General features: G+C 62.0%; 28 protein-coding genes. 13 read left to right on the top strand and 15 right to left on the bottom strand.

Annotated elements, in window-relative coordinates:
• Nucleotides 1–72 precede the first annotated feature (72 nt).
• Nucleotides 73–951, top strand: coding sequence for a pullulanase X25 domain-containing protein (locus tag FDP28_RS15650; RefSeq protein WP_144662464.1), 879 nt, complete (start codon nucleotides 73–75; stop codon nucleotides 949–951).
• A 90-nt stretch (nucleotides 952–1,041) separates the two neighbouring features.
• Nucleotides 1,042–1,326 (top strand): acylphosphatase, encoded by a 285-nt coding sequence (locus FDP28_RS15645; RefSeq protein WP_144662463.1) that lies wholly within the window; start codon nucleotides 1,042–1,044, stop codon nucleotides 1,324–1,326.
• 15 nt (nucleotides 1,327–1,341) lie between these two features.
• Here the strand turns inward: FDP28_RS15645 and FDP28_RS15640 are convergent, their stop codons facing one another.
• Both FDP28_RS15640 and FDP28_RS15635 read right to left on the bottom strand, forming a co-directional pair.
• Nucleotides 1,342–1,734 carry a type II toxin-antitoxin system VapC family toxin gene (locus FDP28_RS15640; protein ID WP_144662462.1) on the bottom strand — a complete coding sequence of 131 codons (393 nt, stop codon included), beginning with the start codon at nucleotides 1,732–1,734 and terminating at the stop codon, nucleotides 1,342–1,344.
• A complete protein-coding gene (locus tag FDP28_RS15635; protein ID WP_144662461.1) occupies nucleotides 1,731–1,997 on the bottom strand; it encodes a type II toxin-antitoxin system Phd/YefM family antitoxin in 267 nt (88 codons plus the stop codon). The genes FDP28_RS15640 and FDP28_RS15635 overlap by 4 nt, the downstream gene beginning before the upstream one ends.
• Nucleotides 1,998–2,080: 83 nt before the next feature.
• Between FDP28_RS15635 and FDP28_RS15630 the strand changes: the two genes are divergently transcribed.
• On the top strand, nucleotides 2,081–2,683 hold the full coding sequence (locus FDP28_RS15630; RefSeq protein WP_144662460.1) for a TetR/AcrR family transcriptional regulator: 603 nt from the start codon (nucleotides 2,081–2,083) through the stop codon (nucleotides 2,681–2,683).
• The gene (locus tag FDP28_RS15625; RefSeq protein ID WP_144662459.1) at nucleotides 2,680–3,741 is read left to right on the top strand and encodes an SDR family oxidoreductase; all 1,062 of its coding nucleotides are present in this window, start codon (nucleotides 2,680–2,682) and stop codon (nucleotides 3,739–3,741) included. The genes FDP28_RS15630 and FDP28_RS15625 overlap by 4 nt, the downstream gene beginning before the upstream one ends.
• Here the strand turns inward: FDP28_RS15625 and FDP28_RS15620 are convergent.
• Together FDP28_RS15620 and FDP28_RS15615 are read right to left on the bottom strand one after the other, a co-directional pair.
• Entirely contained in the window at nucleotides 3,687–4,592 is a 906-nt protein-coding gene (locus FDP28_RS15620) for a ribokinase (protein WP_144662458.1), read from the bottom strand. The two genes, FDP28_RS15625 and FDP28_RS15620, sit on opposite strands and share 55 nt — an antisense overlap.
• 37 nt (nucleotides 4,593–4,629) lie before the next feature.
• Complete coding sequence (locus FDP28_RS15615) at nucleotides 4,630–5,403, bottom strand: GntR family transcriptional regulator (protein WP_144662457.1); 774 nt, start codon at nucleotides 5,401–5,403, stop codon at nucleotides 4,630–4,632.
• 135 nt (nucleotides 5,404–5,538) lie between these two features.
• Between FDP28_RS15615 and FDP28_RS15610 the strand changes: the two genes are divergently transcribed.
• Nucleotides 5,539–6,990: an MFS transporter gene (locus FDP28_RS15610; RefSeq protein WP_144662456.1), complete on the top strand. Its 1,452-nt coding sequence runs from the start codon at nucleotides 5,539–5,541 to the stop codon at nucleotides 6,988–6,990.
• Nucleotides 6,991–7,065: 75 nt separating this feature from the next.
• Nucleotides 7,066–8,058 carry a nucleoside hydrolase gene (locus FDP28_RS15605; protein ID WP_144662455.1) on the top strand — a complete coding sequence of 331 codons (993 nt, stop codon included), beginning with the start codon at nucleotides 7,066–7,068 and terminating at the stop codon, nucleotides 8,056–8,058.
• 76 nt (nucleotides 8,059–8,134) lie between these two features.
• On the opposite strand, the gene FDP28_RS15600 is transcribed toward FDP28_RS15605, so the two are convergent.
• The 4 genes from FDP28_RS15600 to FDP28_RS15585 form a co-directional block, all read right to left on the bottom strand.
• A complete protein-coding gene (locus tag FDP28_RS15600) occupies nucleotides 8,135–8,887 on the bottom strand; it encodes an ArsR/SmtB family transcription factor (protein ID WP_144662454.1) in 753 nt (250 codons plus the stop codon).
• 180 nt (nucleotides 8,888–9,067) lie between these two features.
• On the bottom strand, nucleotides 9,068–9,553 hold the full coding sequence (locus FDP28_RS15595; protein WP_144662453.1) for a DinB family protein: 486 nt from the start codon (nucleotides 9,551–9,553) through the stop codon (nucleotides 9,068–9,070).
• On the bottom strand, nucleotides 9,550–9,981 hold the full coding sequence (locus FDP28_RS15590; protein ID WP_144662452.1) for a VOC family protein: 432 nt from the start codon (nucleotides 9,979–9,981) through the stop codon (nucleotides 9,550–9,552). The genes FDP28_RS15595 and FDP28_RS15590 overlap by 4 nt, the downstream gene beginning before the upstream one ends.
• Nucleotides 9,982–10,016: 35 nt before the next feature.
• A complete protein-coding gene (locus FDP28_RS15585; RefSeq protein ID WP_144662451.1) occupies nucleotides 10,017–10,826 on the bottom strand; it encodes an SDR family oxidoreductase in 810 nt (269 codons plus the stop codon).
• 140 nt (nucleotides 10,827–10,966) lie between these two features.
• Here FDP28_RS15585 and FDP28_RS15580 point away from each other — a divergent pair, with 140 nt between their 5' ends.
• Complete coding sequence (locus FDP28_RS15580) at nucleotides 10,967–11,656, top strand: hypothetical protein (RefSeq protein ID WP_144662450.1); 690 nt, start codon at nucleotides 10,967–10,969, stop codon at nucleotides 11,654–11,656.
• 8 nt (nucleotides 11,657–11,664) lie between these two features.
• On the opposite strand, the gene FDP28_RS15575 is transcribed toward FDP28_RS15580, so the two are convergent.
• Nucleotides 11,665–12,174 carry a GNAT family N-acetyltransferase gene (locus tag FDP28_RS15575; RefSeq protein ID WP_144662449.1) on the bottom strand — a complete coding sequence of 170 codons (510 nt, stop codon included), beginning with the start codon at nucleotides 12,172–12,174 and terminating at the stop codon, nucleotides 11,665–11,667.
• A gap of 56 nt (nucleotides 12,175–12,230) precedes the next feature.
• The gene (locus tag FDP28_RS20845) at nucleotides 12,231–12,653 is read right to left on the bottom strand and encodes a hypothetical protein (RefSeq protein WP_260842495.1); all 423 of its coding nucleotides are present in this window, start codon (nucleotides 12,651–12,653) and stop codon (nucleotides 12,231–12,233) included.
• Between the two features lie 280 nt (nucleotides 12,654–12,933).
• On the opposite strand from FDP28_RS20845, the gene FDP28_RS15565 reads away from it, so the two are divergent.
• The 4 genes from FDP28_RS15565 (at nucleotide 12,934) to FDP28_RS15550 (ending at nucleotide 17,575) form a co-directional block, all read left to right on the top strand.
• Nucleotides 12,934–13,671 (top strand): ANTAR domain-containing response regulator, encoded by a 738-nt coding sequence (locus tag FDP28_RS15565; RefSeq protein WP_144662448.1) that lies wholly within the window; start codon nucleotides 12,934–12,936, stop codon nucleotides 13,669–13,671.
• Between the two features lie 177 nt (nucleotides 13,672–13,848).
• Nucleotides 13,849–15,234 carry an AAA family ATPase gene (locus FDP28_RS20685; RefSeq protein WP_222120649.1) on the top strand — a complete coding sequence of 462 codons (1,386 nt, stop codon included), beginning with the start codon at nucleotides 13,849–13,851 and terminating at the stop codon, nucleotides 15,232–15,234.
• Nucleotides 15,218–16,051 carry a hypothetical protein gene (locus tag FDP28_RS15555; RefSeq protein ID WP_144662447.1) on the top strand — a complete coding sequence of 278 codons (834 nt, stop codon included), beginning with the start codon at nucleotides 15,218–15,220 and terminating at the stop codon, nucleotides 16,049–16,051. The genes FDP28_RS20685 and FDP28_RS15555 overlap by 17 nt, the downstream gene beginning before the upstream one ends.
• A gap of 159 nt (nucleotides 16,052–16,210) precedes the next feature.
• Nucleotides 16,211–17,575, top strand: coding sequence for an MFS transporter (locus FDP28_RS15550; protein WP_144662446.1), 1,365 nt, complete (start codon nucleotides 16,211–16,213; stop codon nucleotides 17,573–17,575).
• 58 nt (nucleotides 17,576–17,633) lie between these two features.
• Here the strand turns inward: FDP28_RS15550 and FDP28_RS15545 are convergent, their stop codons facing one another.
• Nucleotides 17,634–18,821, bottom strand: coding sequence for a TerC/Alx family metal homeostasis membrane protein (locus FDP28_RS15545; RefSeq protein WP_144662445.1), 1,188 nt, complete (start codon nucleotides 18,819–18,821; stop codon nucleotides 17,634–17,636).
• A 178-nt stretch (nucleotides 18,822–18,999) separates the two neighbouring features.
• On the opposite strand from FDP28_RS15545, the gene FDP28_RS15540 reads away from it, so the two are divergent.
• Both FDP28_RS15540 and FDP28_RS15535 read left to right on the top strand, forming a co-directional pair.
• On the top strand, nucleotides 19,000–19,443 hold the full coding sequence (locus FDP28_RS15540; RefSeq protein WP_144662444.1) for a hypothetical protein: 444 nt from the start codon (nucleotides 19,000–19,002) through the stop codon (nucleotides 19,441–19,443).
• Nucleotides 19,440–19,745 (top strand): winged helix-turn-helix domain-containing protein, encoded by a 306-nt coding sequence (locus FDP28_RS15535; protein ID WP_144662443.1) that lies wholly within the window; start codon nucleotides 19,440–19,442, stop codon nucleotides 19,743–19,745. The genes FDP28_RS15540 and FDP28_RS15535 overlap by 4 nt, the downstream gene beginning before the upstream one ends.
• A 76-nt stretch (nucleotides 19,746–19,821) precedes the next feature.
• On the opposite strand, the gene FDP28_RS15530 is transcribed toward FDP28_RS15535, so the two are convergent.
• The 4 genes from FDP28_RS15530 to FDP28_RS15515 all read right to left on the bottom strand — a co-directional run bounded on the left by FDP28_RS15530 (nucleotide 19,822) and on the right by FDP28_RS15515 (nucleotide 22,013).
• Nucleotides 19,822–20,061: a PLDc N-terminal domain-containing protein gene (locus FDP28_RS15530; protein WP_144662442.1), complete on the bottom strand. Its 240-nt coding sequence runs from the start codon at nucleotides 20,059–20,061 to the stop codon at nucleotides 19,822–19,824.
• A gap of 109 nt (nucleotides 20,062–20,170) precedes the next feature.
• A complete protein-coding gene (locus FDP28_RS15525) occupies nucleotides 20,171–20,578 on the bottom strand; it encodes an SRPBCC family protein (RefSeq protein ID WP_110505829.1) in 408 nt (135 codons plus the stop codon).
• Nucleotides 20,575–20,901 carry an ArsR/SmtB family transcription factor gene (locus tag FDP28_RS15520; protein ID WP_144662441.1) on the bottom strand — a complete coding sequence of 109 codons (327 nt, stop codon included), beginning with the start codon at nucleotides 20,899–20,901 and terminating at the stop codon, nucleotides 20,575–20,577. Before FDP28_RS15520 ends, FDP28_RS15525 begins: the two co-directional genes overlap by 4 nt.
• A gap of 104 nt (nucleotides 20,902–21,005) precedes the next feature.
• The gene (locus FDP28_RS15515; protein ID WP_222120648.1) at nucleotides 21,006–22,013 is read right to left on the bottom strand and encodes an agmatine deiminase family protein; all 1,008 of its coding nucleotides are present in this window, start codon (nucleotides 22,011–22,013) and stop codon (nucleotides 21,006–21,008) included.
• Nucleotides 22,014–22,019 lie beyond the last annotated feature (6 nt).

Raw genomic sequence — 22,019 nt, 5'->3', positions numbered from 1 at the left:
ACCTGCTGCAGTCGCGGGAATTAACAATTCATTGGCAAACTGCAAGGGAATATCCCCCGTAGAAGGAGAAGCATGGGCGCGAACACCGCCGAGAACACCAACCTTCGTCTGAAGGCCGTCCTGGACATCCTCGCAGAGGGCGTATGGTCCGGGACAACGCTGAACGCCGGCGAAGTGCTGGCCGAAGCGACTGCACGCGTTCCTTTCAACGACCACGAGGCCGAGCTGCTCAGCGGCGGCATCCCGCGCGGCCACAAGACCCTCACCACTGCCTCGGCCAAGCTGGTCAAGGCAGGCTGGCTGGTCAAGGGACGTTCGGGCTGGACCATCCCCGAAGACGGCCTTCGCGCGACTGTCGCGTTCGCGGATGTTGCAGCTTTCGCCGCAGCGCTCGACGCCGGAACACCGGTACCTGCCGACGTTCCGGTTCCGACCGCCCCGCCTGCCAAGGCCAAGGCCAAGCGCGTAGCCGCTCCCAAGCGTGCCGCCGCAAAGAAGGAAACGGCGCCGAAGGTCGCGGCCGGCGAGGTAGCGGAGCCCAAGGTGGCAGCAGCCAAGGTGTCGGCTCCGAAGGCAGCTGCCGCCACTAAGAAGCCTGCCAGCCGGAAGGCTCCCGCCAAGGCAGCGGCAACCACCGCCGTCGAGACCGTGCCGCAGCCGGACGCCGTCGCGATTGCCGGTGACTTCAACAAAATCCTCGGCGCTCCGGAGGATTGGGCACCGCAGTATGACGAGGCGCAGATGACCTTCAGCCCCTTGGCCCAGGTGTGGACGCTCACCGCCGAACTTCCGGCGGGTTTCTACACCTACAAGATCGCGCTGAACCGCTCGTGGTATGAGAACTACGGCGCGTTTGGCGCCCGTGACGGCGCGAACCACGAGTTGAACCACGACGGCGGTCCCGTCACCATCACGTACAGCCACGCCACGCGGGACATCGTAGTGAGCTGATTTTCAGTGGCTCAGCGCTGCCCTTGTTCGTCACGTACTCCGTTGCGCGGAGAGGCGACGGGCAGGGGCAGCGTTGGTTAAGGTGGGTCCATGAACTCTGTGGGGAAGCGGCTCACGGCACATGTCACCGGCGTCGTCCAGGGGGTGGGTTTCCGCTATTGGACCGCCCGGAAAGCCGACGAACTGGGCTTGACCGGCACGGTCCGTAATAACGCTGATGGTTCGGTGGAGTTGGTGGCCGAGGGGTCGGCAGGCGACATCGACCACATGGCGAAGTGGCTTCAGTCTTCACAGGCCCCGGGCCGGGTGGAAAACGTCGACATTGACATCTCCGAAGCTGCCGGAGGCTTCACTGGATTCCGGATCGTGGGCTAGGGCCCCGGCGAGACCTTAGGCGCCGGGTGAGACCGTCATGAGTCCGGATTCCTTCGCAGCCAGGAGCAGCTCTTCGTCGTAGGCCACCAGGGAGTCCGCCTGGAGTCTGATTGCGGTTGCCAGATGGATGGCGTCTGCGCTGCGGAGTTGCCTGGGCAGCGCGGAGGCATACATCAGATCCGAGCGCGTGACATCCACCAGGTTGATGCCCGCAAGGACATCGTTGACAAGGTCAAAGGGAAGCTTGCAGCGGCGTGCCGCGCAGTGAAGCTCGGTGTACAAAAGCATTGAGGCAACGAGGTGCCCTCCGGAAACTGTCGCATCGTAGAGGTGCGCGGCCAGGGTCTCGGATTCCTGCTCCTGCACAACGAGCTTCAAGATGGCGGAGGTGTCCGCGTAGACGATCACCGATCGCCGCGGAGGTCGGCCAGTATCGCGGCAGTGGTCATATCGCTTTCGACGCGGGGCAGGAACCGGAAGTCCACGGGTGACCCTGACGCCGGGCGAACGCTACCGGCCTGCAGCAGACGTTCAAACGGGGACGCGGAGGGCGGAATGAGCGTAGCGGCAACCTCACCATTGTTTGTGACGTCGATGACCTCGCCATTTCTGACGCGTTCAAGGATCTTGCTGCTCTGATTGCGCAGCTCGCGGTGCGGAATAGTTGTCATGTCTAACCTCCGTAGCAATCGTAGCACTGAAGGTTGGCGGCGGACTTTTGACAGAAATATATAGACTGGTCTATTTTTTTCATATGCCTTCTTCCTACCCCAAAGGACTCGCGACCCGGCAGCGTCTGGTCGAGTCCATGCTGGCCCTGATCCAGCTGAACGGCTACCACGGGACCGGGCTGAACACCGTGTTGTCGCAATCCGGGGCGCCGAAAGGCTCCCTGTACTTCCATTTCCCCGAAGGAAAAACCCAACTCGGAATTGCTGCTGTTGAATTGGCCGGCGAACAATTCGGCCAACTGGTCAGTGAGGCAACCGCGTCATCCTCATCACCGGAAGATGTCGTGGACACGCTCGTTGGTGAACTCAAGGACATCCTTGAGAACAGCGACTACCAGGCCGGATGTCCGGTCTCATCCGTTGCCTTGGACGCGGCCTCGGAGAACGAACCACTTCGGGAGGCCTGCAGCCAGGTGTATGACGCTTGGATCAACGCAGTGTCCAGCCATCTTTCAACGTTTGGGCTTGGAACGGATCAAGCGCATCCTCTGGCGACATCCATGATCAGCCTGGTGGAAGGCTCCCTCATCCTGTCCCGTGCCCACAAATCAACCCAGCCATTGGACGCGGCCGCCGGCACGCTCAAAGCGCTGATGAACGCAATTCACAAGGAGGCAAGCGCATGAGCTCCCGCCATGCTTTGGTATTCGGGGCCACTGGCCATATTGGAAAGTGGCTGGTCCGCGAACTCCTGATGCAGGATGTGACCGTGACGGCTGCGGTACGAACCGGGCATTCTTTCGGGAAATTGACCGATTGGCTGGCGGAACACGGTGCGGACGGGAGCCTGACGCACGTCCTGGTGGACTTCAGCCGCGAAAACCTGGGCCAGGATCCGGCGTCGAGCGTCTTCAGTACGGTGACCGAAGTCCACAACCTCGCAGGGGCGTTCGCTTTTGGCATGACCGCCGAAGCGGCCTACGCCGCGAACGTCAGCAGTGCTGAGGGCGTGGTCCGCTTCGCCGCGGAACTTCCGGCGTTGACCAGGCTGGTGCACCTTTCGGGTTACCGGGTGGGTGGCCAGGACCCGTCCGGGGTGCCGTGGAGCGAATCCCGTCGCGCCAAGCTCTACAAGCGTTTAGGCGCGTATGAGGGGTCGAAAGTGGAAGCCGACGCTGTCGTGCAAGCAACAGCGACGTCCCTGGGCATCCCGTTCACCATGGTCAACCCGGCCACGGTGATCGGCGATTCGGTGAACGGAGAATCCGGGCAGGTGGTCGGCCTCGCCACCACCATCTTGGACCTTTTCCATGGGAAGCTGCCGGCGCTGCCCGGAAACGACCGCACGTTCCTCCCGGTGGTCACCGCCGACTATCTGGCCTCCTTCATGGCGCTGATTCCCACCAGGTCCGAGGCCGAAAACGCCTCGTACTGGGTGCTCGATGAAGCCACGCCGCCGCTTCCACAGCTGCTGGCAATGCTCGGGCAGCACCTCACCGTCAAGGTTCCGCGGCTGAGGATCCCCAGCGGACTGCTGAAGAGACTGCCCGCCAAACTCACCGGAGCAGATCCGGAAACGTTGACGTTCTTGTCTGAGGACAGCTATCCGACGACGGCGGCGCGCGCCTTGGCGGAGGCGTCCGGATTGCACCACCCGCCGGTGGAAGTTGCCCTGAAACGCTGGGCCGACTACCTGGTGGCGGCCGAACCCGCCGCGAGGGAAGGCCGTGTCGCCTCGATGTAGTGCTCAAGTGTCCGAAGTGCCGGCTGGGACGAAGAGTCGCGGACCGCATCTGCGCCAACGGCGTTCGCTACAGCCAGGGCGTGTACGTGCTCAAGTCCACCTTGCAAGGCCAGTACCAAGGCTGCGCAGAAGGCATCGCCGGCCCCAATGGTGTTGGCGATGTCCGTGACGCGCACGGCGGGGGCTTCTGCCACGCGTTCGCCGTCCACGAAGATCGCCGAACCCTCGCCACCGTAGGTCACGGCTACCAGCGGGGCGTTCTTCAGTGCCGGGATGAGCTCGTACTCGGTCTCATTGACGATCACCAGGTCGCAGCGTTCCAGCAGTTCAGGAACGATCGGCGCGGCGGGAGCGGCGTTCAGCGCAAAGAAGCCCTTGGTGGCGCGTGCGGCTTCCAACACCACGTCCTGGTCCACCTCCAACTGGCACAGCACGGCCTCGTGTTCCTCGAACCTGACACCATCCAGCGCAACGGAGGCGTTCGCGCCTGGGCACACAACGATCTGGTTTTCGCCGTCGCTGTCCACAAGTACCAGCGCCGTACCGGTTGCCTCGTTCACCCGGGCGACGCTGCTGATGTCGACGCCGGCGGCGGCCATTGCGTCCAGAAGTGACCCCCCGGCGTCGTCCTGGCCTACCGCCCCCACCATGCGTGAGATGCCTGCGAGCCGGGCCGCGGCGACGGCTTGGTTGGCGCCTTTGCCGCCGGGCTGCTGGCGGAGGACGGCGCCACCCACCGTTTCGCCGGGGGAGGGGAGGCGGCTGGCTGTGGCCGTGATGTCGAGGTTGATGCTGCCGACGACCGTGAGGTTCAACGGCGAAGCGGGCGCGGCAGGAACGGTGTTGCTCATGGGAAATCCTTTGTGGTGGGTCAGCTGGGCGTGAGCTTCAGGAGGACTGGATGACGGAGAGGTGCCCTGCCTTGGCGGCAACGAGGCACTTAGCCAGGTAGAACGGTGAGCCCTTCCGCCGGACGTACTGGGTGAGGACCAGAACGGGATCGGACGGACGCAACCCGAGCAGCTTGGCGCGGCTGGGGCCAGCGGTGCTGAGGCTGATTTCGCACTCACCCGGGCCCAAGGGCGAGCCCGGCAGTCCGCTGAGAACTTCAAGGAGCGTAGCTGCCGAAAGGGTGGGTGCTTCGGCGGCTTCTTGAAGGGCTGACGCCTCGGGGATGTCCTGGGCGACGTTTTCCTGCAGGTGTGCCACGGGTTCGCCGTCGCGAATGAGCACGCTTTCCCAGAACCACACGTCCTGATCGGGTTCCACGCCAATGCCCGGAGCTACGAATTCGGAGGCCGGTTGCTTGATGGCGGCGACGCGTTTGACCTGGATGTCCTGGTTGGGACCACCGAGGAGCTGGTCGAAGGGGCGGATGTGTTCAATGCCAATGCGGGGGAGCGAGTCGGCAACGAACCTGCCAACGCCCCGGCGTGCCCGGGTTAGGCCGTCTTCTTCCAGCAGCATCAGCGCTTCCCGGATCACGGTGCGGCTGACGTCCATCATGGTGCCGAGTTCAGTCTCCGTGGGGAGCAGCGAACCCGGTGGCAGGATCTTGGTCCTGATGGCTTCGGCAATGCGGGAGTACGCGGCGACGCGGAGGGGTTGACCCGGCTGGGTTGCGATGGGTCGGGACAGGAACTGGACGGCGTTGTCGGTCAAGGGTGCCTCACTTGGAATGGGTTACCGACACTGTACCCGAAGAGTGTGACAGGTTGCACAAGCTCGTAATACATGCTTGTATAACAACTCACATCTCGCGGCGCCGCCCCGCGCCCTCGGACAAAGGAGTTTGATGTGAACATCCCCAACGCCACAGGCCAGCAGACGGTCGATCCGCTGGCCCCATCGTCGGAAAACCCCAACACCACTACGGATGAAGGCCGGATCCACGGCAAGGCCGCAGCCATGCTCATCTCGACGCTGGTGCTGGCTGTGCTGGCATTCCAGCTCAACGCCAGCATGATTACGCCCGCCCTTCCGCACATCGGCTCTTTCTTTGGCGAGACCCCCGAAGCCGTCGCGCAGGTGCAGTCGATGTTCTTCCTGGCCGGCGCCATTTCCGGGCCCGTGATTGGCCGTTGGAGCGACTTCATCGGGCGCCGCAATGCGCTGCTCCTGGTGTTGGTGATCATGGGATCCGGAACAGTGCTCTGCATCTTCGCCCCCACGCTGCCACTGCTGGTCACCGGCCGCTTCATGCAGGGTGTCTCCAGTGCCATCTTCGCGCTGTCCTACATTGTGCTGAATGAGTACCTTCCGGCGCGGCTCTTCGGTACATCCATCGGCATCATCGCCGCCATCAACGGAGGCGTTGGCGGCGTGGATGGCTACTTCGGCGGACTCATGGCCGAGACCTTGGGTTTCCAGTCGATCTTCGTCGCCGTGCTGGTACTGGCCGCGATCGCCGTCGTCTGCGTCATCAAAGTGGTTCCGGGCGGTAAGTCGGCGGTCGCTCCGGGCCGCATGGACTGGTGGGGAGCGGGTTCGCTCTCCGTGTTCCTGGTCTTCATTACCTACTTTGTGTCCACAGGGTCCTCCGCTGGCTGGACCTCGCCGTCCGCCCTCGGTCTGCTCGCCGGCAGCATCGCGTCCTTCACTGCTTTCTGGCTCATCGAAAAGAAGCGCGACACTCCCTTGGTAGCCGTGCACCACCTCCGTTCGCGCCAGGTGTGGCCGGTCATCGCGACCACCGTGCTGACCCTCGCCGGAATCTTCGCCATCATCAACTTCACCGTGGTGCTGCTCAGCCAGGACAAGGTGAACGGCTTCGGCCTGCCGGCCTCGGTGGCGGCGCTGCTGTTCCTCACCCCTGCCGCGCTGATCGGCGTGTTCGCCGCTCCGCTGGCCGGTTGGATCGCCGACCGCCGCGGCTGGATCAAGACCGTCCGGGTCGGCACTGCCAGCAGCCTTGCCTGTGCCATGGTCGCGGCTTTGTTCGCCAACAACCAGATCGCGGTACTCATCGCCATTGCCGCGCTGGGCATCTTCTACAATGGCTTCTTCCTCACCGCCATTAATGGACTGTCCGTGCTGCTCTCGCCCAAGGAAGCACCCGCCGCACTACCGGGAATCAACGGTGCCTCCTTCGGTATCGGGGCGAGTCTCGGCGTCGTGGTCGTTGCACCGTTCGCCGGGCAGGGCACCGCAGCCGGGTACTCCGCGGCCCTCTGGATCTCGGTGTCCATCACCGCCGTCGCGTTCATCGTGAGCCTGTTCATCGCCGCGCCGAAGGGCGAAAAGATCTAAAGCACGACGCCGGTCCGCCGGTTTCGCGCGCACCCACCCTTACCCTCACCACCGCTCCACCTGAAACGAGAGACCATGACCAAGCCTGCCCCCTTCTTCCTCGACTGCGATACCGGCATCGACGACGCCCTTGCCCTTGCCTACCTCCTGGCCTCGCCGAGGGCCGAACTCGTGGGCATCGGCACCGTGAGCGGCAACGTCAGCGCGGCCGGCGGTGCCCGGAACACCCTGGACCTGCTGAAGCTGGCCGGCCATCCGGACATCCCGGTTGCAGTGGGCGCGCACGATCCCCAGGTGGGCACTTTCCATGGCGGTGCCCCGCATGTCCACGGCGACAACGGGATCGGCGGTGTTGACCTGGCTCCGTCCGACCGTGAGCCTGTGGAAGCCACAGCCGCGGAGCTCCTTGTCCAGCTGGCACATCGGCACGCCGGGGAGCTGCGGCTGGTGGCGATCGGTCCGCTGACCAACATCGCCCAGGCATTGCGGCTGGAACCGAAGTTGCCGGAACTCATTGCCGAGGTGACCATCATGGGCGGGGCGGCGCTGGCGCCCGGGAACATCACACCCGTGGCAGAGGCCAATATCGCCAATGATCCCGAGGCCGCGGCAGAGGTCCTCGCTGCCGACTGGGACATCACTCTGGTACCGCTGGATGTCACCATGACCAATGTCCTGGAAGAGAATCACCGGCAGGAACTGCTGGCAAACGAGCACCCTGTTTCCCAGGCGCTGGGTGACATGTTGGGCTACTACTTCGGCTTCTACGTGGATATCTTTGGCCGGGCGTGCTCTGCTATGCACGACCCCCTTGCCGCAGCCATTGCCGTCAGGGGAGTGGAGCTGGATGTTGCTCCGAAGGTCAGAGTAAAGGTGGACACCACTGATGGGCCGGGCCGCGGCCAGACGGTCTGCGACCTCCGTGGTCAGTACGTCGGCTTCCCGGACCAGCGTGGCGCGCGGTGCCGGGTAGTGCTGTCGATCGGGGAAGAATTCGCGCCGCACTTGCTGGGAACCATGCAGGCGGCGTGGCTGAGCGAAGACCAGATGTCCGCGCCGGTCGCCTAACTCTCCCCCACCCAAGTAGGGGACAGATAACGTTGCTCTGGCACTCGGGAGCGACGTTATCTGTCCCCTACTTGGGTTAGGCGTACATGAGCGAGCCGGGAGTGGTGAGCTGCTCGCCGGTTTCGAGCCAGGTCTTCAAGCCGGACAAGATCATGGGCCAGCCGCCGTAGAGCTGGTCGTTGGCACCTTCGCGGAGTTGGTCGTGGGTCACTGTGAGATGGCAGGAATCTCCCACCGGCTCGATCTCCCATGTGATCCGGGACGTCCCTTCGGCCTTCACGTCCTCGCCCCACAAAGCGGTCATGGTCTGTACCAGCCGGCGTGGCGGATCGACCTCGATGTTCTCGCCCTCGCCCAGCGGCGCGTCAGCTTTGGGGTTGCGCATTTCGAAGCGGCTGCCCGGCGTCCAGTCGGAGGTCAACGTGTTGCCGAACTGGTACTTGCTCCGGATCTCGCTGTTGGTGATGGCTTCCCAGAGCAGTTCCGGCGTGGTCTTGATGTAAATTTCGAAGATCTTTTCCATGGGACTTTCCAATCTGGATTTGAGGTCGCTGAGGGCAGCGGCCCATGGTTCTGCGTACTTGCTCACCCAACGGTCGTGGATGAGTCGGATGGGGACCGGGTTCAGGAAGTGCAGCTTTTCACGCCCACGACGCCGGACCACCACCAGTCCTGCATCTTCCAGCAGCTTGAGGTGCTTTGCGATGCCGAAACGGGTCATCTCGAACCTGGCTCCGAGGGCTGTGGCGGACTGGCCGTCCTCACGGAACAACTCATCCAGGAGTTCCCTGCGAGTGGGGTCTGCCAGAGCCTTGAAGACGGCGTCCATGGCTTCAGAATAGGTGACTTTTTGGTCACGTGTCAACGGATTTTGGTGGGTTGCTCCGCGAGGAGGCTCCGCGGAGTTCCGACAGATCGCTGGAATGCAGCGAGATCGCTGGTTCTTTGCGGGGGTGTTCGCAGGCTTCCCACGATTTCGGTGCGGCGCCACGCGGCGACGGGCTTGTGCCTAAACCGATGTGATCTGTTCCCGCAAGATATCCGCGTGCCCGCAATGCTGGGCCAGTTCACGCAGCATGTGCAGGTACACCCAGCGGAGGGGCAGGGGTCCGCGGCGGTTGCCGTGGAGAAGATCGTCCAGCCCGAGACCCGACGTGGCTTTCCGCGAAGCTTCGCAGGCTGCCGAGTAAGCCGCTTGGATGCTGGCGACGGTGTCATCTTCGTCGAGGATGAACGATTCGTCGGGAGTGGCCGGAATGCCAATCTCGGCCCGAGACCTGCAGGTGATGGCTTCGTCGAACCACACCTTTTCCACGAAAGTCGCGTGCTTCACCAGGCCCAGAAGCGTCGTGCGCGACGCGACCAGCCGTCGTCGTGCTTGTTCTTCGGTGAGTCCGTCCAAACTTGCTTCCAAGGCCCGGCGGTGCTCATCCAGAAACGCCTCGAATTGCGTCCGGATGTCCTCGTGCGCGACGTCCTGCGTGGAAGCGCTCATGCGAAAACCACCGTACCGTCCTGGTCGATCCGCCAGCCGGGGTTGTGCGCGATCTCCCAGACGATGCCATTGGGATCCTTGACGTGCCCATGGAAGATGCCGCCGAAAGCGCCTGCCTGTGCGGGTTTGACCAGCGTGGCGCCGGCAGCCACAAGTGCCTCGATAGTGCTGGAAACCTCCGCTGCATTGCCGACGTTGTGCGAGAGTGTCACGCCGCTGACACCAACGGTTTGCGTGCCGCTGGCCAGATCCTGGTCGAACTTTTCGGCGTCGAACAGGCCAAGCATCAAACCCGGCGCAACCTGGAAGAAGAGGATTTCGCCGGTCACGTCCATGAGCGGCTCCCAACCGAGCCCGTCCTTGTAAAAGGCTCGGGCCCGGTCGAGATCAGGCGTGGCGAACGTGATGAAGTGCAGTCGCTGGTCCATACGGACATGCTAGCGACAGGGTACGACGCCGGGACTTAGGCAAGGTGCTGACGGGTACCGTTCAGGTGGGAAGCCGGGGCGTCGAAGAGCGCGGCGATGTGTTCGGCCAGTTCGGTGACGTGCGTGTAGCCGGGGAACTTGCGGTGCGGGGCGGCCTCCTTCATGGCGTCGTCCAAGAGGGCTTTCACAACGAAAACCACCGCAGCCGAGGTCTGTTCCTTGGGCTCAGTCTTGTGGCCGGATTGTGCCGAGCTGAAGCCGTCCGCGACGCCGAGGACCCATGCTTCAGAGGCGGCCTTGATGGCCGAGTAGCTCGCACCACCAGCGGTCGGGTTCGCCGCGGCCGTGGCGGAAACAATAGCCAAGCGACCGCGCGGTGATGCCTCCAAATCCGGGTAGAAGACGCGGGAGGTGTTCCGGAGCGTGGTCATGATGCTGGTGTGCAGGACGTCCCAATCGTCATCCTTCTGACCCGTGATTCCGTCGCCTCCGCGCCAACCGCCTACCAGGTGGATGAGTCCGTCCACTGGTCCCAGGTCGCTTCGAACTGCGGCCGCCAGCTTCTCCACCGACTCAAGGTTCGCCAGGTTGCACGTGTAGGGGAGGACGCCGTCGTGGTTCCGGGCGAGCTCTTCCAGGCGGGCGGCGTCGACGTCGACGGCGGCAACGCGGGCGCCTGCAGCGAGAAGCGCGGCGACAACCGCCTGGCCGGCGGCGCTCGTGGATCCTGCCACCACGACATTCGGGCCCGGGGTGGATGCCACGTCGTTGTGGCCATTCGTAGTCGGCAAGGTGTGTCCTTCCATAGGGTGTTGAGGGTTGGAAGGAGCATACCGACCCAGCAAGTGGAACTAATGTTTTATAGGTGTTAGGGCAAGAAAATCTAATGCTTCTGCGTTGCACAATGCCGTTAGGCCGCTGGCGGGTGGCGCTCCTTGAAATGGGACTGTTGAGGGGTAGTCAGCGGCGGTGGGAGGATGGAGCAGTGGAACCCCTCTTCGACTTCCTTGGCAGTTACTGGTGGCTCATCTTTCCCATCGGCGGTATGGCTGGCGGCTGGGCCAGGTCATGGTCGAAGGCTAGCGAAGAGCGGCACCGTCGCAAGGTGGAACTGTTGAAGCTGCGAAACCAGTTGGCCGTGCACGAGGAAGCGAACCAGGCTGAGGTGGTTTCCCTGATGGCCGCGCACGATTCCGTGAATCACAGATGGCTGGACTACGAGCTCGACGTCGGGAACCTCATCGATTTCCCTCTCATGACAGACGTTCGTGAGCCACTGACCGTCGCTTTCCTGCGCGCCAAGAAGGAAGCCGACGGCTTGCGCCCAGGAGTGCCGGAAGAAATTTCGACGCCGGCCCGGCTCGCCGAGTACCGCGCGGCAATCCACAGCTACGAACTGGCATTCGACGTTGCCGAGCGGGAAGCCCGGCGTATCAAGGACGGGAACTTCTCAGGCCCCGAGCGGCAACGGCTGGCGACGGCACGGAAGTTGCTGCGCATCGCCGAGGACACCGCCGCCACCCCGGCCGAACGTCAAACGGCGTACAAGCGGGCCCGGAAGGAACTCGATGGTTTGATCGTCCTGCCGGAGGCGACGGTTGCCGCATTGGAAGGCAAAATCGCGGGGATGCTGGACGAACGGAGAGACCCGGACACGGACGCCCGGTTGGCGTAACAGGTGCGCTAGATGGACGAACCTAACTCCACGCCCATCACTGTCCGCACCGAGGGACCTGCAACGTCATCCTCCAGGTGCCGCATCCCCAGATGCTCTGCTACGCGCCGCGAAGCCATGTTGTCTGGGTGAATAATGGCTACCAGGCGACCCGCCCCCACCACATCCCGGGCGTACTCCAGGCAGGCCAAAGCCGCTTCCGTGGCATATCCGCGACCCTGAAGCTCCAGGCGCACGTGATAACCGACCTCCAGCTCCGACCGGCCATTGACGTTCTGCCACGTTAGCCCGCAGTCGCCCACGAATTCGCCGTCGTGCGTCTCGACGAGCCACAACCCGTATCCGTGGCGGGCATAGTTCGCCTGGTTCCAGGCGATCCAGGCCGCTGCTTCGTCGCGGGACTTCGGCGCCGGGTAATACGTCATCACCTCGGGATCTCCGAGCAAAGCGCTCATCGCATCGAGATCAGGGAGCGTCATCTCGCGGAAGCGCAATCGGGCGGTCGGATGGGGGAGCACCCCCACAGCCTACAGAGAGGCGCTCCCGACCATTGGCCCGCTGCTTCCGGCGACCGTCAGCCCCGGCCCATGGACGTGGACGGGTCCTCGCCGCCTTCTGAGGGGTCTGCCCGGAGGGAATCCGGATCACCTTCAGGCAAGCCTGCCGGGCCGGGGACATCGCCCGAGGCAGAAGGTACGTCCCGATCGCCTTCGCGGTCCTGGTTGATGTCGCTGTCTGTCACGCCTTGATCGTGGTGAACGTGCTCTTCATGAGTCTCGCCGTGGCCGTCCACGGCGAAAGAACGCTCATCGGCTTGTTCCTCCGGCGTTTCCGAGTCCATGGCGTTGGATCCTTCGCTGATGGACGAGTGGACCTGAACGTCGTCGTCCTTCTCCCCGGGTTCCGGGACATTGTCCTTTTCCACGGGATCGGAGGTGCCTGCCAGATCTTCCATGGCATTTTCAGTGGCCTTGCGGATGCTGTCTTCTACGCCCATCTGATGACTCCTTTGCATGAATGGTTCATTGTTGGGCCGCGGTTTGGTGGGCCGCGCTTGCATAGTAAGCCTACTTACTTATTCTGTCCCCTGTAAACGTTGCCGGGGTTGACAAAACGGGATGTTGCTGGGGACGTTGCCGCAGGTCAGCTCGTCTTGGGATGCACTTTGTACCGGTGATCGTTGGGCGATAAGGTATTGCCAGACCGTTTTGCAGAGGGCGGCCCTTTTCGCTCCTTTGCTGTCTGCTGGGGACGCTTTTCAGTCAGTAGGAACGTGCATGGTCAACCCCCTCCCCGAGCAGGAAGCTCTCCAGAACGGATACTTTTTGGATCTGGTTCTGGGCAGCGAAGACGTTGAGGCATTTCTCAGCGATCTCGCAGCTTTCTCCGCCGAGAGTCTCTCCCACCCGGAGAGCCCCGTCTTCAGCGGCATCACCGTATTACGCCGCAAGAAGTCGGCTACCGCTGCCAGCAGCGACGAGCGTGCACGCGTCATGGATCAACTCCAGAGCACTTTTGACGGTCCCTGTCTTACGGCCATGGACAAACTCGCGCCTGTGCTGGTTGAGGACCTTCTGAGCGAGCACCGCTGGCCCGAATATGTTCGGGCTGCCTCGGACCAGGGCCTGCGCTCCATCCTCAGTGTGCCGCTGATGGTCGAAGGCGACACCCGCGCTGCCCTGAACCTCTACTCAGAGAAGGTCAAGGCTTTCAGTGATACGGACGTGGAGCGCGCCGAGGTCTTTGCCCTGCACGCATCCAAGTCCCTCCGGCTCGCCCTGAAAATCGCCCAACTCAGCGACGCCCGAAACGACATGGCAGCGGCAATGCAGTCGCGTACGGTGATTGACCTGGCAGTCGGCGCGATCATGGCCCAGAACCATTGCAGCCAGGACGAGGCGTTCACCATCCTCCGGACTGCTTCCAGCAACCGGAACATCAAGCTGCGGCACTTGGCCAAGTCCATCATCGCCGCCGTTTCCTCGGGGAAGATCACTACGCACTTCGAGGAGTGATCACCGACGCAGCGCTCCGTCCAATACGTGCTGACGGCGTTGCGGAGCTGTTAGGTCAGTAAACAGGTGCGTTGTGGGGTGCCTTGGGGACTTGTCCAGTGAACTCGAATAACGAGCGTGCATTGGACAATACTGATATATCGTTGCTGTTGGACAAGAGGCGAGTGGGGTCTGGGAATGAGAAGAGTAGTTCGGGTCAGAGTTGAGAAGCTTTTTGGATACGTAGATCACGACACGGTGATCCGCACTTCCACACCAACAATCCTGACGGCGCCGAATGGGGCTGGCAAAACGCACTTGCTTATGTTGCTTCGGGCAGCCCTGGGGCCGGACGTGCGAAGCTTGCTGTCGATACCTTTCTCAAGATTCCAGGTTGATTTCAGCGACGGCCGTGGGCTTAACATCGAGCGTTTCCAAGATGACAAGGCGAGCATTAGTCTTCTCTTCGAGTCTCTTACCACAGGCAAGAATGGGGGTGATAAGGCGATTTTCACTGAAGATGATTTGCCAGATGTGCAGCGTGAGCTTCCGGCCTATATAAAACAATTAGGTAATGATAGATGGTACGACGCGCGGATGGACCGTACCGTCTCAAGCGAATTTATTGAAAAACGATTTGGTGTACAGCTCAGTGACCAGAACTCTGAGCGCTTCAGACATACCCCCGAGATCCTTGAGCTATTCATGCCAAATAAGCCAATCCTCATCGACACTAAGCGGCTTGACGCGGCCGTCCCTGCAGGGTTGAGTGTCGCAAATTCAGAGCGCCTAAGCGAGACTGGATCCTTCGCTGGAGCAACCCGGATCAATGAGTACACCAATCAAATCCGCAACGAAGTGACTGATGCGCGCAGGAATTCTATTCGGGAGACGCAACGTGCGGACTTAAGTTTTGCAGGCCGTGCCATTGCTGCCGCTCACCAGGAAGTAGATGAGGACGCCCTTCATGTGCGGTATGACATGATTGTCGACCGGTATGAAAATTTGGCTCGGAATGCTCTAGCTGTTGGTCAGGCACCAATGGAATTTCCAAAGAAAACGACATCCACCGTACGTACAATCCTGAATGTCTTTCTCGATGACTGGGAGCGCCGTCTGGATCCTCTACTCCCGTTAAATGACAAGATTAGGCTATTGCGGGAGATCTTGGATACCAAACTGTACAATTCAGGTAAAAAGACATCGATGTCCCCTCAAGGCGGGCTAATGTTTACTACGTTTGCAAAGCGCCGCGTGCGAGTCTCCAGCCTATCCTCAGGTGAACAACATTTGGTCGCGCTTTTTACTCTATTGCTGTTCTCGGCCAAGCCTGGCTCGCTTGTTCTGATTGATGAACCAGAAATATCATTACATGCGGGCTGGAAACATGCATTCCTTGATGATATAAGTCGTGTCGCACAGTTGGCTGATTTGCAAATTATTTTGGCAACTCATTCCACTTCAATTATTAATGGCCAGTGGAGCTTGACTGAGGAACTAAGGTTTCCCTCTACTCGTGATGAACTATCCACAGTGGATGAGGAGCGTACCACCGAGGACGAAATGGATGACCTCCTTGAGTAAAGTGCTTGAAGCGCAATCGATTCGGCATTTTGATCGACCTGCTGATCGCATTCGACAACATCGTCAGGCGAGTAATCAAGCCATCGTTATTGTTGAAGGTCCGAGTGATGTGCGGGTGCTCAGGCCACACCTTGATGCTGTCGCCTTCTTCCCTGTCGATGGCAAGACGAATGCAGTGAATTGTGCGCGCTCCTTGAAGGAATGGGGCTTTGATAATTTTATTTGCGTGACCGATAAGGACTTTGACGACCCGAATGAGTTCACCGACATAGAAATCTGTCATCATCCCTATTTATTGCGGGACCTTGAGGCAATGCTAATTGAAATGGGTGTTTTAACGCACGTTTTGGAGCATCTTGGTTCGAGCGACAAGTTGAAGTCTCTGGGCGGTGCTGCGGCATTAGTTTCCCGTCTAGAGGAACTCGTTCGGCCGGTGACGCTCCTCCGTTACAGGAACTCTCGTGAGAATTGGGGCCTGCCCTTTGATGGCGTCGATCTCGCCAGCAAAATAGTTAAACGAGAGCTGACCTTGAAGATTAATAATTACTGTGTTGCGCTCGTTCAGGCCTCGGGCTCGGCCGCAACAGTCAGCGCGCTCGTCTCGGCCATTGAAGAGGGACAAACTGACGAGCTCGGGCCTCGCGGTAAGGACGTGGTGGCAGGTGCCGTTGTAGCACTTCGTCAAGTCGCCGGCTCACTGAAGCACGGCGTGGATGAGGATGTATTAGTGGCACAACTGCACAGCAGTTGTGGTCTTGCGTTATCGAAGAGTGCGTGGCTTGCTGGCCTTCGCGAAAAACTCCGGTTGGCGTCCTGATCGAGAATGCGATGACAGCATGCAGCGTGAGCCGTCGCCGGAAATCGTGCCAATTGGCAGTAGGGTCCTCAGAACTGTCTCGTGTCACCTGCACATGGAAAAGTCCGCCCACCGAACCCGTTTGGTAACCCGAGGCAACCATAGAGCAGACTGGGTTGGGTGACCGCCAACAAACCCCGTCCCGGGCTCGCCATTGCTGCGCTGAGCCTTGGAACGGCGCTGAATCCGCTGAACTCGTCCATGATCGCTGTGGCTTTGGTGGTCCTACGGGAGCACTTTGCGCTCGACGTCGCGACGGTGACCTGGGTGATTACCTCGTTCTACCTGGCATCGGCTGCGGGCCAGCCCCTTATGGGCAGGCTGGCCGACCGCTTCGGTCCCCGGCGGCTCTTCATGTTCGGCATGGCCTTGGTGGCGGTCACGTGCGCAATCGCCCCGTTCCTGCCCAACTTCGCCCTGGTCTGTGTGGCCCGCGCCCTCATGGCGGTGGGCACCGCAACCGCCTACCCGTCCGCCGTCGTAATGGTCACCGAACTGAGCCAGCTGGCGAACCTGCCGTCCACCCGGCCACTGGGCCGGATCCAGATGGCGAACACGTCCGCGGCCGCCGTCGGTCCCGTGGTGGGCGGTCTGTTGGTGAGTTTGGTGGGGTGGCAGGCCCTGTTCGCGATCAATGTGCCTATCGCCTTGCTCGCGCTCTTCGTTGTCCGTCAGATCGCTCCTGCAGATTCTGGCCGTGAAACAGGTTCCTTGGGAACTCTCATCCGCGACTCCGACATCCCCGGCATCCTTGCCTTCGTCACCTCGCTCATGCTCGCCATGATGGCCCTGCTCAACGTACTGCCGGGATACCGCTGGTACCTGCTGGGTGCCGCTACGGTGATTGGCGCGCTCTTTGCCTGGCGCGAGTTGAGGTTCCGGCCCCCGTTCCTTGACCTGCGCCTGTTGGGTCGGAACCGGCCGCTGCTGCTGGTCTACCTGCTCTTCGTCGTCTTCAGCGGCGTGTATTACTTCGCGTTCTTCGGACTTCCGCAGTTGCTGCAGGAAGCAGGCCATTACGACGCCGGTGTAGTAGGGCTGCTGATGCTGCCCCTTGCGGCGTTGTCGGTTGTGGTGACGCCGCTGACGGTGCGGTTCATTGAGCGGTTCGGCGTCCGTTCGGTGCTGATCACCGGGGTGTTGATACTAACCATGGCGGCGGGAGCACTGGGGTTCCTGACTGCGACTCTGTGGGCGCCGGTGGTCTTCGTGCTCACCGCGGTGATGGGCGTCCCGTATGGGATGGTCAGCACGGCCTCCAACCAAGGCCTCTACGTGTCCGCGCGGCCGGAGGAGAGGGGAGTGGCAGCCGGTATCTTCCAGACCTGCCGGTACCTCGGGGCCATCACCGCGACTGTCCTGATCGGTGTGCTCTACGGCTCGGGCGTGAACCAGGCCAACTGGGGTTTCATGGTGCTGGTGATGCTGGGGCTCAGTGCCGTGGTGTTGGCCCTCGCGGTGATGTGGCGGAAGCCCGCTACGTAGCGGGAGCAACGAAACGGGACCCTGGCTGTGAGCCAAGGTCCCGTCCGGTTCCTAACGCCTAGCGGTTGAGGAATTCCTCGTGTTGGCGGTGTGCCTCGGCCACTTGCTCGCGGATCTTGTCCACGTCCTTGGCCTTGTTCCTGTACTTGAGGGGCATCTGCACGATCTGTGCTTCCTCGGCCGTCAGGGCGCGGTAGATGCGTTCGCGCTCGTTGGCGTCGGCGGTGTAGTCCAGGTCCAGGTAGTCCACCGCGTGCCGGCGGGCGTTGTTGATCGCGGTCTGGGCCTTGCCCGCCGGGCTCAGGAGCGAGAGTGCAACGGTGATGATCAGCGTTCCGACGATCACCGACAACGAGAAGCCGGTGGTGATTTCGATGACGTTGACGTGCTCGCCGTCGTTGATGAACGGCAGGTTGTTCTCGTGAAGGGCGTGCAGGATCAGCTTGACGCCGATGAACGCGAGGATGGCTGCAAGCCCGTAGGAGAGGTAGATGAGGCGGTCCAGCAGGCCGTCGATCAGGAAGTAGAGCTGGCGCAGGCCCATCAGTGAGAATGCCGTGGCCGTAAAGACGATGAACACATTCTGCGTGAGGCCGAAGATGGCGGGGATGGAGTCGAGCGCGAACAGAATGTCGGTGCCGCCAATTGCCACCATGACCAGCAGCATGGGAGTCAGGGCACGCTTGCCGTTGACCATGGTGAAGAGCTTGTCGCCGTCGTACTTATCTGTGGTGTGGAAGAACTTCTTGGCCAGGCGGATGATGAAGTTGTTGGCTTGATCGTCGCCGTGGTCGCCGGGCTTGAGCAGGTTGCCGGCCGTGAGCAGCAGGATGAGGCCGAAGATGTAGAACACCCAGGCGAACGAGTTGATCAGCGCAGCGCCCAGGAAAATGAAGCCGGTGCGGGCGATCAGCGAGAACACGATGCCGAACAGGAGGACCTTCTGCTGATCCTCGCGCGGCACCCTGAAGCTCGCCATGATGATCAGGAACACGAAGAGGTTGTCGACCGAGAGTGCTTTCTCCGTGATGTATCCGGCGAAGTACTCGGAGCCCATCTGGGCTCCGCCGAAGACCAGTACCAGGATGCCGAAGATGACGGCCAGCCCCACGTAAATGGAGGACCAGATGGCTGCTTCTTTGAGCGATGGGACGTGGGCTTTGCGGATGTGGAAGAAGTAGTCAAAGGCCAAAAGCGCCAGAATGACGACGATGGTGATGCCCCAGATGAGGGGTGAGACGGTCATATGATCCTGCTTTCGTGAGGCGCGCGAGTGGTGTTGCTCACCGAGGGTCAAACTCGTGGAATCAAATTTACCGGGTTCGTGACGGCGACGGGCAACTGCAGGGCTCATGGAAAGTACTTGACAATGTGGAAAGTGCTTTCTTAGGCTCAATGCACCAGACCAACTTCTTGGGGGAACAATGACAGAAAACATCAGCGGCCCATCCGCTGCGGAAGCCCGCGAACTCCTGGCCCGGGCGGAGGCCATCAGCGCCACGTCCACCAATGCCGCCGCTTGGCCGGTCGCGGTGACCTTTACCAGCCTCGCGATCCTGGGTTCCTTGCTCATGATCGGCATGCACATTGTGCTGGTTACCGGCTATGGCGCCGCATTGCTGGCTTGCTCCGTGGGCGCCTGGGCCGCCGTGACGGCCTGCGTCTGGCCCATGTTCCAGCGCTCTACCAAAGCCGGGTTCAGCAAGCGCTTCCTCACGTCCCTGCTGGCGTACTTTGCCCTTTACGTGGTGCTGCTCGTCGTGGGAGCGTCCTTCTTCCGCGACGGCAATCTCTGGTTCTACATACCTGCGGCGATTGCCCTGGCCGGCATCGGCCTGGCCGCGGCCTTCCGTGAGCTGCGCGCATGACGACCCCGGCGGAGCACCCGCGCCACAAGCTCAACGAACTCGTTCACTCACCCGTCCGCTTCTCCATCATGGCCGCCTTGGCGGGGGCGGAGTCGATGGACTTCAAGGACATCCGCGATGCCATCCAGGTGAGCGATTCGGTCTTGAGCAAGCAGCTGGCCATCCTGGAGAAGGCCGGGTACGTGAAGATCAAGAAGAGCTTCGCGGGCAAGATGCCGCGGACCTCGGCCAGCCTCACTGCCTCCGGGCGTGAGGTGTGGGCAGCGCACTTGCAGACGCTGCGGGAGATCGCGGGCGGCTGACGGTTGGCTCGCCGGGAAGCATACGACGGCGGGTCGCGGCATTTGCGGGGGCCAGGCGCCCGGCGGGTAAGCGCCCCTAAAGGGTTTTTTTCAGGCGGACGTGGTCACTGCCGCCGGCGATCCGGGGTTTGGTGTAAAGCCATGCCAGGATGCCAAAGAGCGGCAGGGCGAAGATCAGTAGCGCCCATACAGTTCGCGTTGCTTGGTCAAGGCGCTTGTCACCAAGAACGTCGAATAACCCCCAAACGATCGATCCCGTCACAAAGAGTGCGGCGGCTCCCGCCAGGATCGCTGGTATCCACTGCAAAGCTTCCATGCCGTTCCCCCTTGAACATGCTGTTTCCCTGCAATGTAACACCGAGGCCTAGGTGCCGTAACGGCGCCCGCACATATGAGCCAGTCGCAGGGAACCGCCGCCCCCGCAATCAGCCCACACTCACCAGCACCTGCTCGATCCGCCCCAGCAGGCCCGGCCAGCCGTTGCCCATGCCCTCGATGGCCTGCCGTCCCATGGGCGAGTCCAGGTTGAAGCCGGCGTGTTCGAAGTGAAGTGTCGTCCCGGCGTCGACCGTTTCCAGCGTCCAGGTGATGGTCGTATCCAAGGTGCCTTCGGCGAAGACGAAAGTGATCGATTCGCCGGGCTCGACGGCGGTGACTTCGCACTGCTGCTGGCCCCAGGCGCCCATGTCCATGGTGAAGCGGTGCCCCACGACGGGCGCGATGTCCCCGGGCGCCCACCAACGGGCCAGGAGCTCTGGCGTCGTAAGCGCGGCCCACACTGATTCTTTGGGGTGGGGGAAGGTGCGCTCGAGGCGGATGGCGTTTTCAGTCATGGGTGTTTTCCTTCAGTAGATTCGTCGTCCAGCAGATCGGCCAGGGCATCGAGCCGCTGGTTCCAGTAACGCTCGTAGTGCTGCAGCCAGCCACTGACTTCACGCAGTCCTTGCGGCTGGAGGTGGTAGATCCTGTGCCGGCCTTGCCGTTCCTCGCGGATCAGCCCCGCCTCTTTGAGGACGGTCAGGTGTTCCGACGCCGATGAGCGGCTGAGCTCCAGTCGACCCGTCAGTTCGCCCGCGGTCAGGGGACCGGCGAGGAGGGTGTCGAGGATGCTCCGCCGCGAAGGGTTCGCGAGGGCGCCGAAGACGTCGGAGGGCACGTGAAGATGATATGTCGGAAATTTCCGAAATGACAAGCGGTCCGCTAACGCCAGCAGCCCGCCGTCGTGCGTTTAATGCACGACGGCGGGCTGCCGCGACTAGATCAGATGGCCGGTTGATGCTGCGTGATGCAGTGGATACCGCCGCCCCGGGCGAAGATGGGGCGGGCGTCCACGGTGACTACTTTGCGTCCCGGATAGGCCTGCTCGAGGATCCGCCGGGCTTCGGCGTCGGCGGGGTCATCGAAGCTGCAGGCGATCACGCCACCGTTGACCACAAGATGGTTGATGTAGCTGTAGTCCACCCAATCGAGCTCGTCGCGCAGCGTCTCAGGGGCGGGTACTTCCACGATGTCCCACGCACGTCCCTGCGCGTCCCGGGTCCGGTCGAGCATCGCGATGATGTCCGCCGTGACCTGGAAGTCCGGATGGGCCGGGTTGCGTTGGGAGTGGACCAGCAGGACGCCGGGTGACGGGATGGCAGCGACGATGTCCACATGCCCGCGCGTTCCCAGGTCCTGCGCGTCCCGGGTCAATCCACGCGGCAACCAAATGACATGGGTAGCGCCGATGGTTCGGGCCAGCTCGGCTTCGACGTCGGCCTTGCTCAGCTCAGGATTCCGGAACTTGTCGAGCTGCACGGTCTCGGTAACCAACACCGTTCCCAGGCCGTCCACCTGGATCCCGCCGCCCTCGTTGACCAACGGGCTCTCAACCAACTCGGCTCCGGCCTGGCGCACGACCGCCTGGCCGACCTTGGAGTCCTTGTCCCAACTGGCCCAGTCCTGCTGGCCCCACCCGTTGAAGACCCAGTCCACCCCGCCCAGCCTGCCGTCGTCGCCGATCACGAACGTAGGCCCGATGTCCCGCATCCACGCATCGTCAAGGGGCGCTGGGACCAGGTCGATCTCCGGCGAGAGGTAGGTCCGCGCGATCTCCACATCCGGCGGGTCAACAACCATGGTGACGGGCTCGAATTCCAGCACGGCGTGAGCCACGGCGGCCCAGGCGGTGCGGGCCTCATGGGTTTCCTCGGCAGTATTTCCTATCGAAGAACGCTCCGGCGGGAATGCCATCCAGACCCGTTCCTGGCGGGCCGTCTCGCTCGGCATCATCCA

The sequence above is a fragment of the Paenarthrobacter nicotinovorans genome, from assembly GCF_007670255.1.
Classification (GTDB): domain Bacteria; phylum Actinomycetota; class Actinomycetes; order Actinomycetales; family Micrococcaceae; genus Arthrobacter; species Arthrobacter nicotinovorans_B.
The sequence above is the reverse complement of the archived record's forward strand: the minus strand, read 5'-3'. Positions and strand labels throughout refer to the sequence as shown.

Coding starts and splice junctions, on each gene's coding strand:
- FDP28_RS15515 (WP_222120648.1), bottom strand. CDS start 22,013: ATGCCGAGCGAGACGGCCCGCCAGGAACGGGTCTGGATGGCATTCCCG.
- FDP28_RS15630 (WP_144662460.1), top strand. CDS start 2,081: ATGCCTTCTTCCTACCCCAAAGGACTCGCGACCCGGCAGCGTCTGGTC.
- FDP28_RS15635 (WP_144662461.1), bottom strand. CDS start 1,997: ATGACAACTATTCCGCACCGCGAGCTGCGCAATCAGAGCAGCAAGATC.
- FDP28_RS15565 (WP_144662448.1), top strand. CDS start 12,934: ATGGTCAACCCCCTCCCCGAGCAGGAAGCTCTCCAGAACGGATACTTT.
- FDP28_RS15590 (WP_144662452.1), bottom strand. CDS start 9,981: ATGGACCAGCGACTGCACTTCATCACGTTCGCCACGCCTGATCTCGAC.
- FDP28_RS15530 (WP_144662442.1), bottom strand. CDS start 20,061: ATGGAAGCTTTGCAGTGGATACCAGCGATCCTGGCGGGAGCCGCCGCA.
- FDP28_RS15540 (WP_144662444.1), top strand. CDS start 19,000: ATGACAGAAAACATCAGCGGCCCATCCGCTGCGGAAGCCCGCGAACTC.
- FDP28_RS15525 (WP_110505829.1), bottom strand. CDS start 20,578: ATGACTGAAAACGCCATCCGCCTCGAGCGCACCTTCCCCCACCCCAAA.
- FDP28_RS20685 (WP_222120649.1), top strand. CDS start 13,849: ATGAGAAGAGTAGTTCGGGTCAGAGTTGAGAAGCTTTTTGGATACGTA.
- FDP28_RS15605 (WP_144662455.1), top strand. CDS start 7,066: ATGACCAAGCCTGCCCCCTTCTTCCTCGACTGCGATACCGGCATCGAC.
- FDP28_RS15555 (WP_144662447.1), top strand. CDS start 15,218: ATGACCTCCTTGAGTAAAGTGCTTGAAGCGCAATCGATTCGGCATTTT.
- FDP28_RS15545 (WP_144662445.1), bottom strand. CDS start 18,821: ATGACCGTCTCACCCCTCATCTGGGGCATCACCATCGTCGTCATTCTG.
- FDP28_RS15535 (WP_144662443.1), top strand. CDS start 19,440: ATGACGACCCCGGCGGAGCACCCGCGCCACAAGCTCAACGAACTCGTT.
- FDP28_RS15595 (WP_144662453.1), bottom strand. CDS start 9,553: ATGAGCGCTTCCACGCAGGACGTCGCGCACGAGGACATCCGGACGCAA.
- FDP28_RS15620 (WP_144662458.1), bottom strand. CDS start 4,592: ATGAGCAACACCGTTCCTGCCGCGCCCGCTTCGCCGTTGAACCTCACG.
- FDP28_RS15650 (WP_144662464.1), top strand. CDS start 73: ATGGGCGCGAACACCGCCGAGAACACCAACCTTCGTCTGAAGGCCGTC.
- FDP28_RS15625 (WP_144662459.1), top strand. CDS start 2,680: ATGAGCTCCCGCCATGCTTTGGTATTCGGGGCCACTGGCCATATTGGA.
- FDP28_RS15600 (WP_144662454.1), bottom strand. CDS start 8,887: ATGGACGCCGTCTTCAAGGCTCTGGCAGACCCCACTCGCAGGGAACTC.
- FDP28_RS15645 (WP_144662463.1), top strand. CDS start 1,042: ATGAACTCTGTGGGGAAGCGGCTCACGGCACATGTCACCGGCGTCGTC.
- FDP28_RS20845 (WP_260842495.1), bottom strand. CDS start 12,653: ATGGGCGTAGAAGACAGCATCCGCAAGGCCACTGAAAATGCCATGGAA.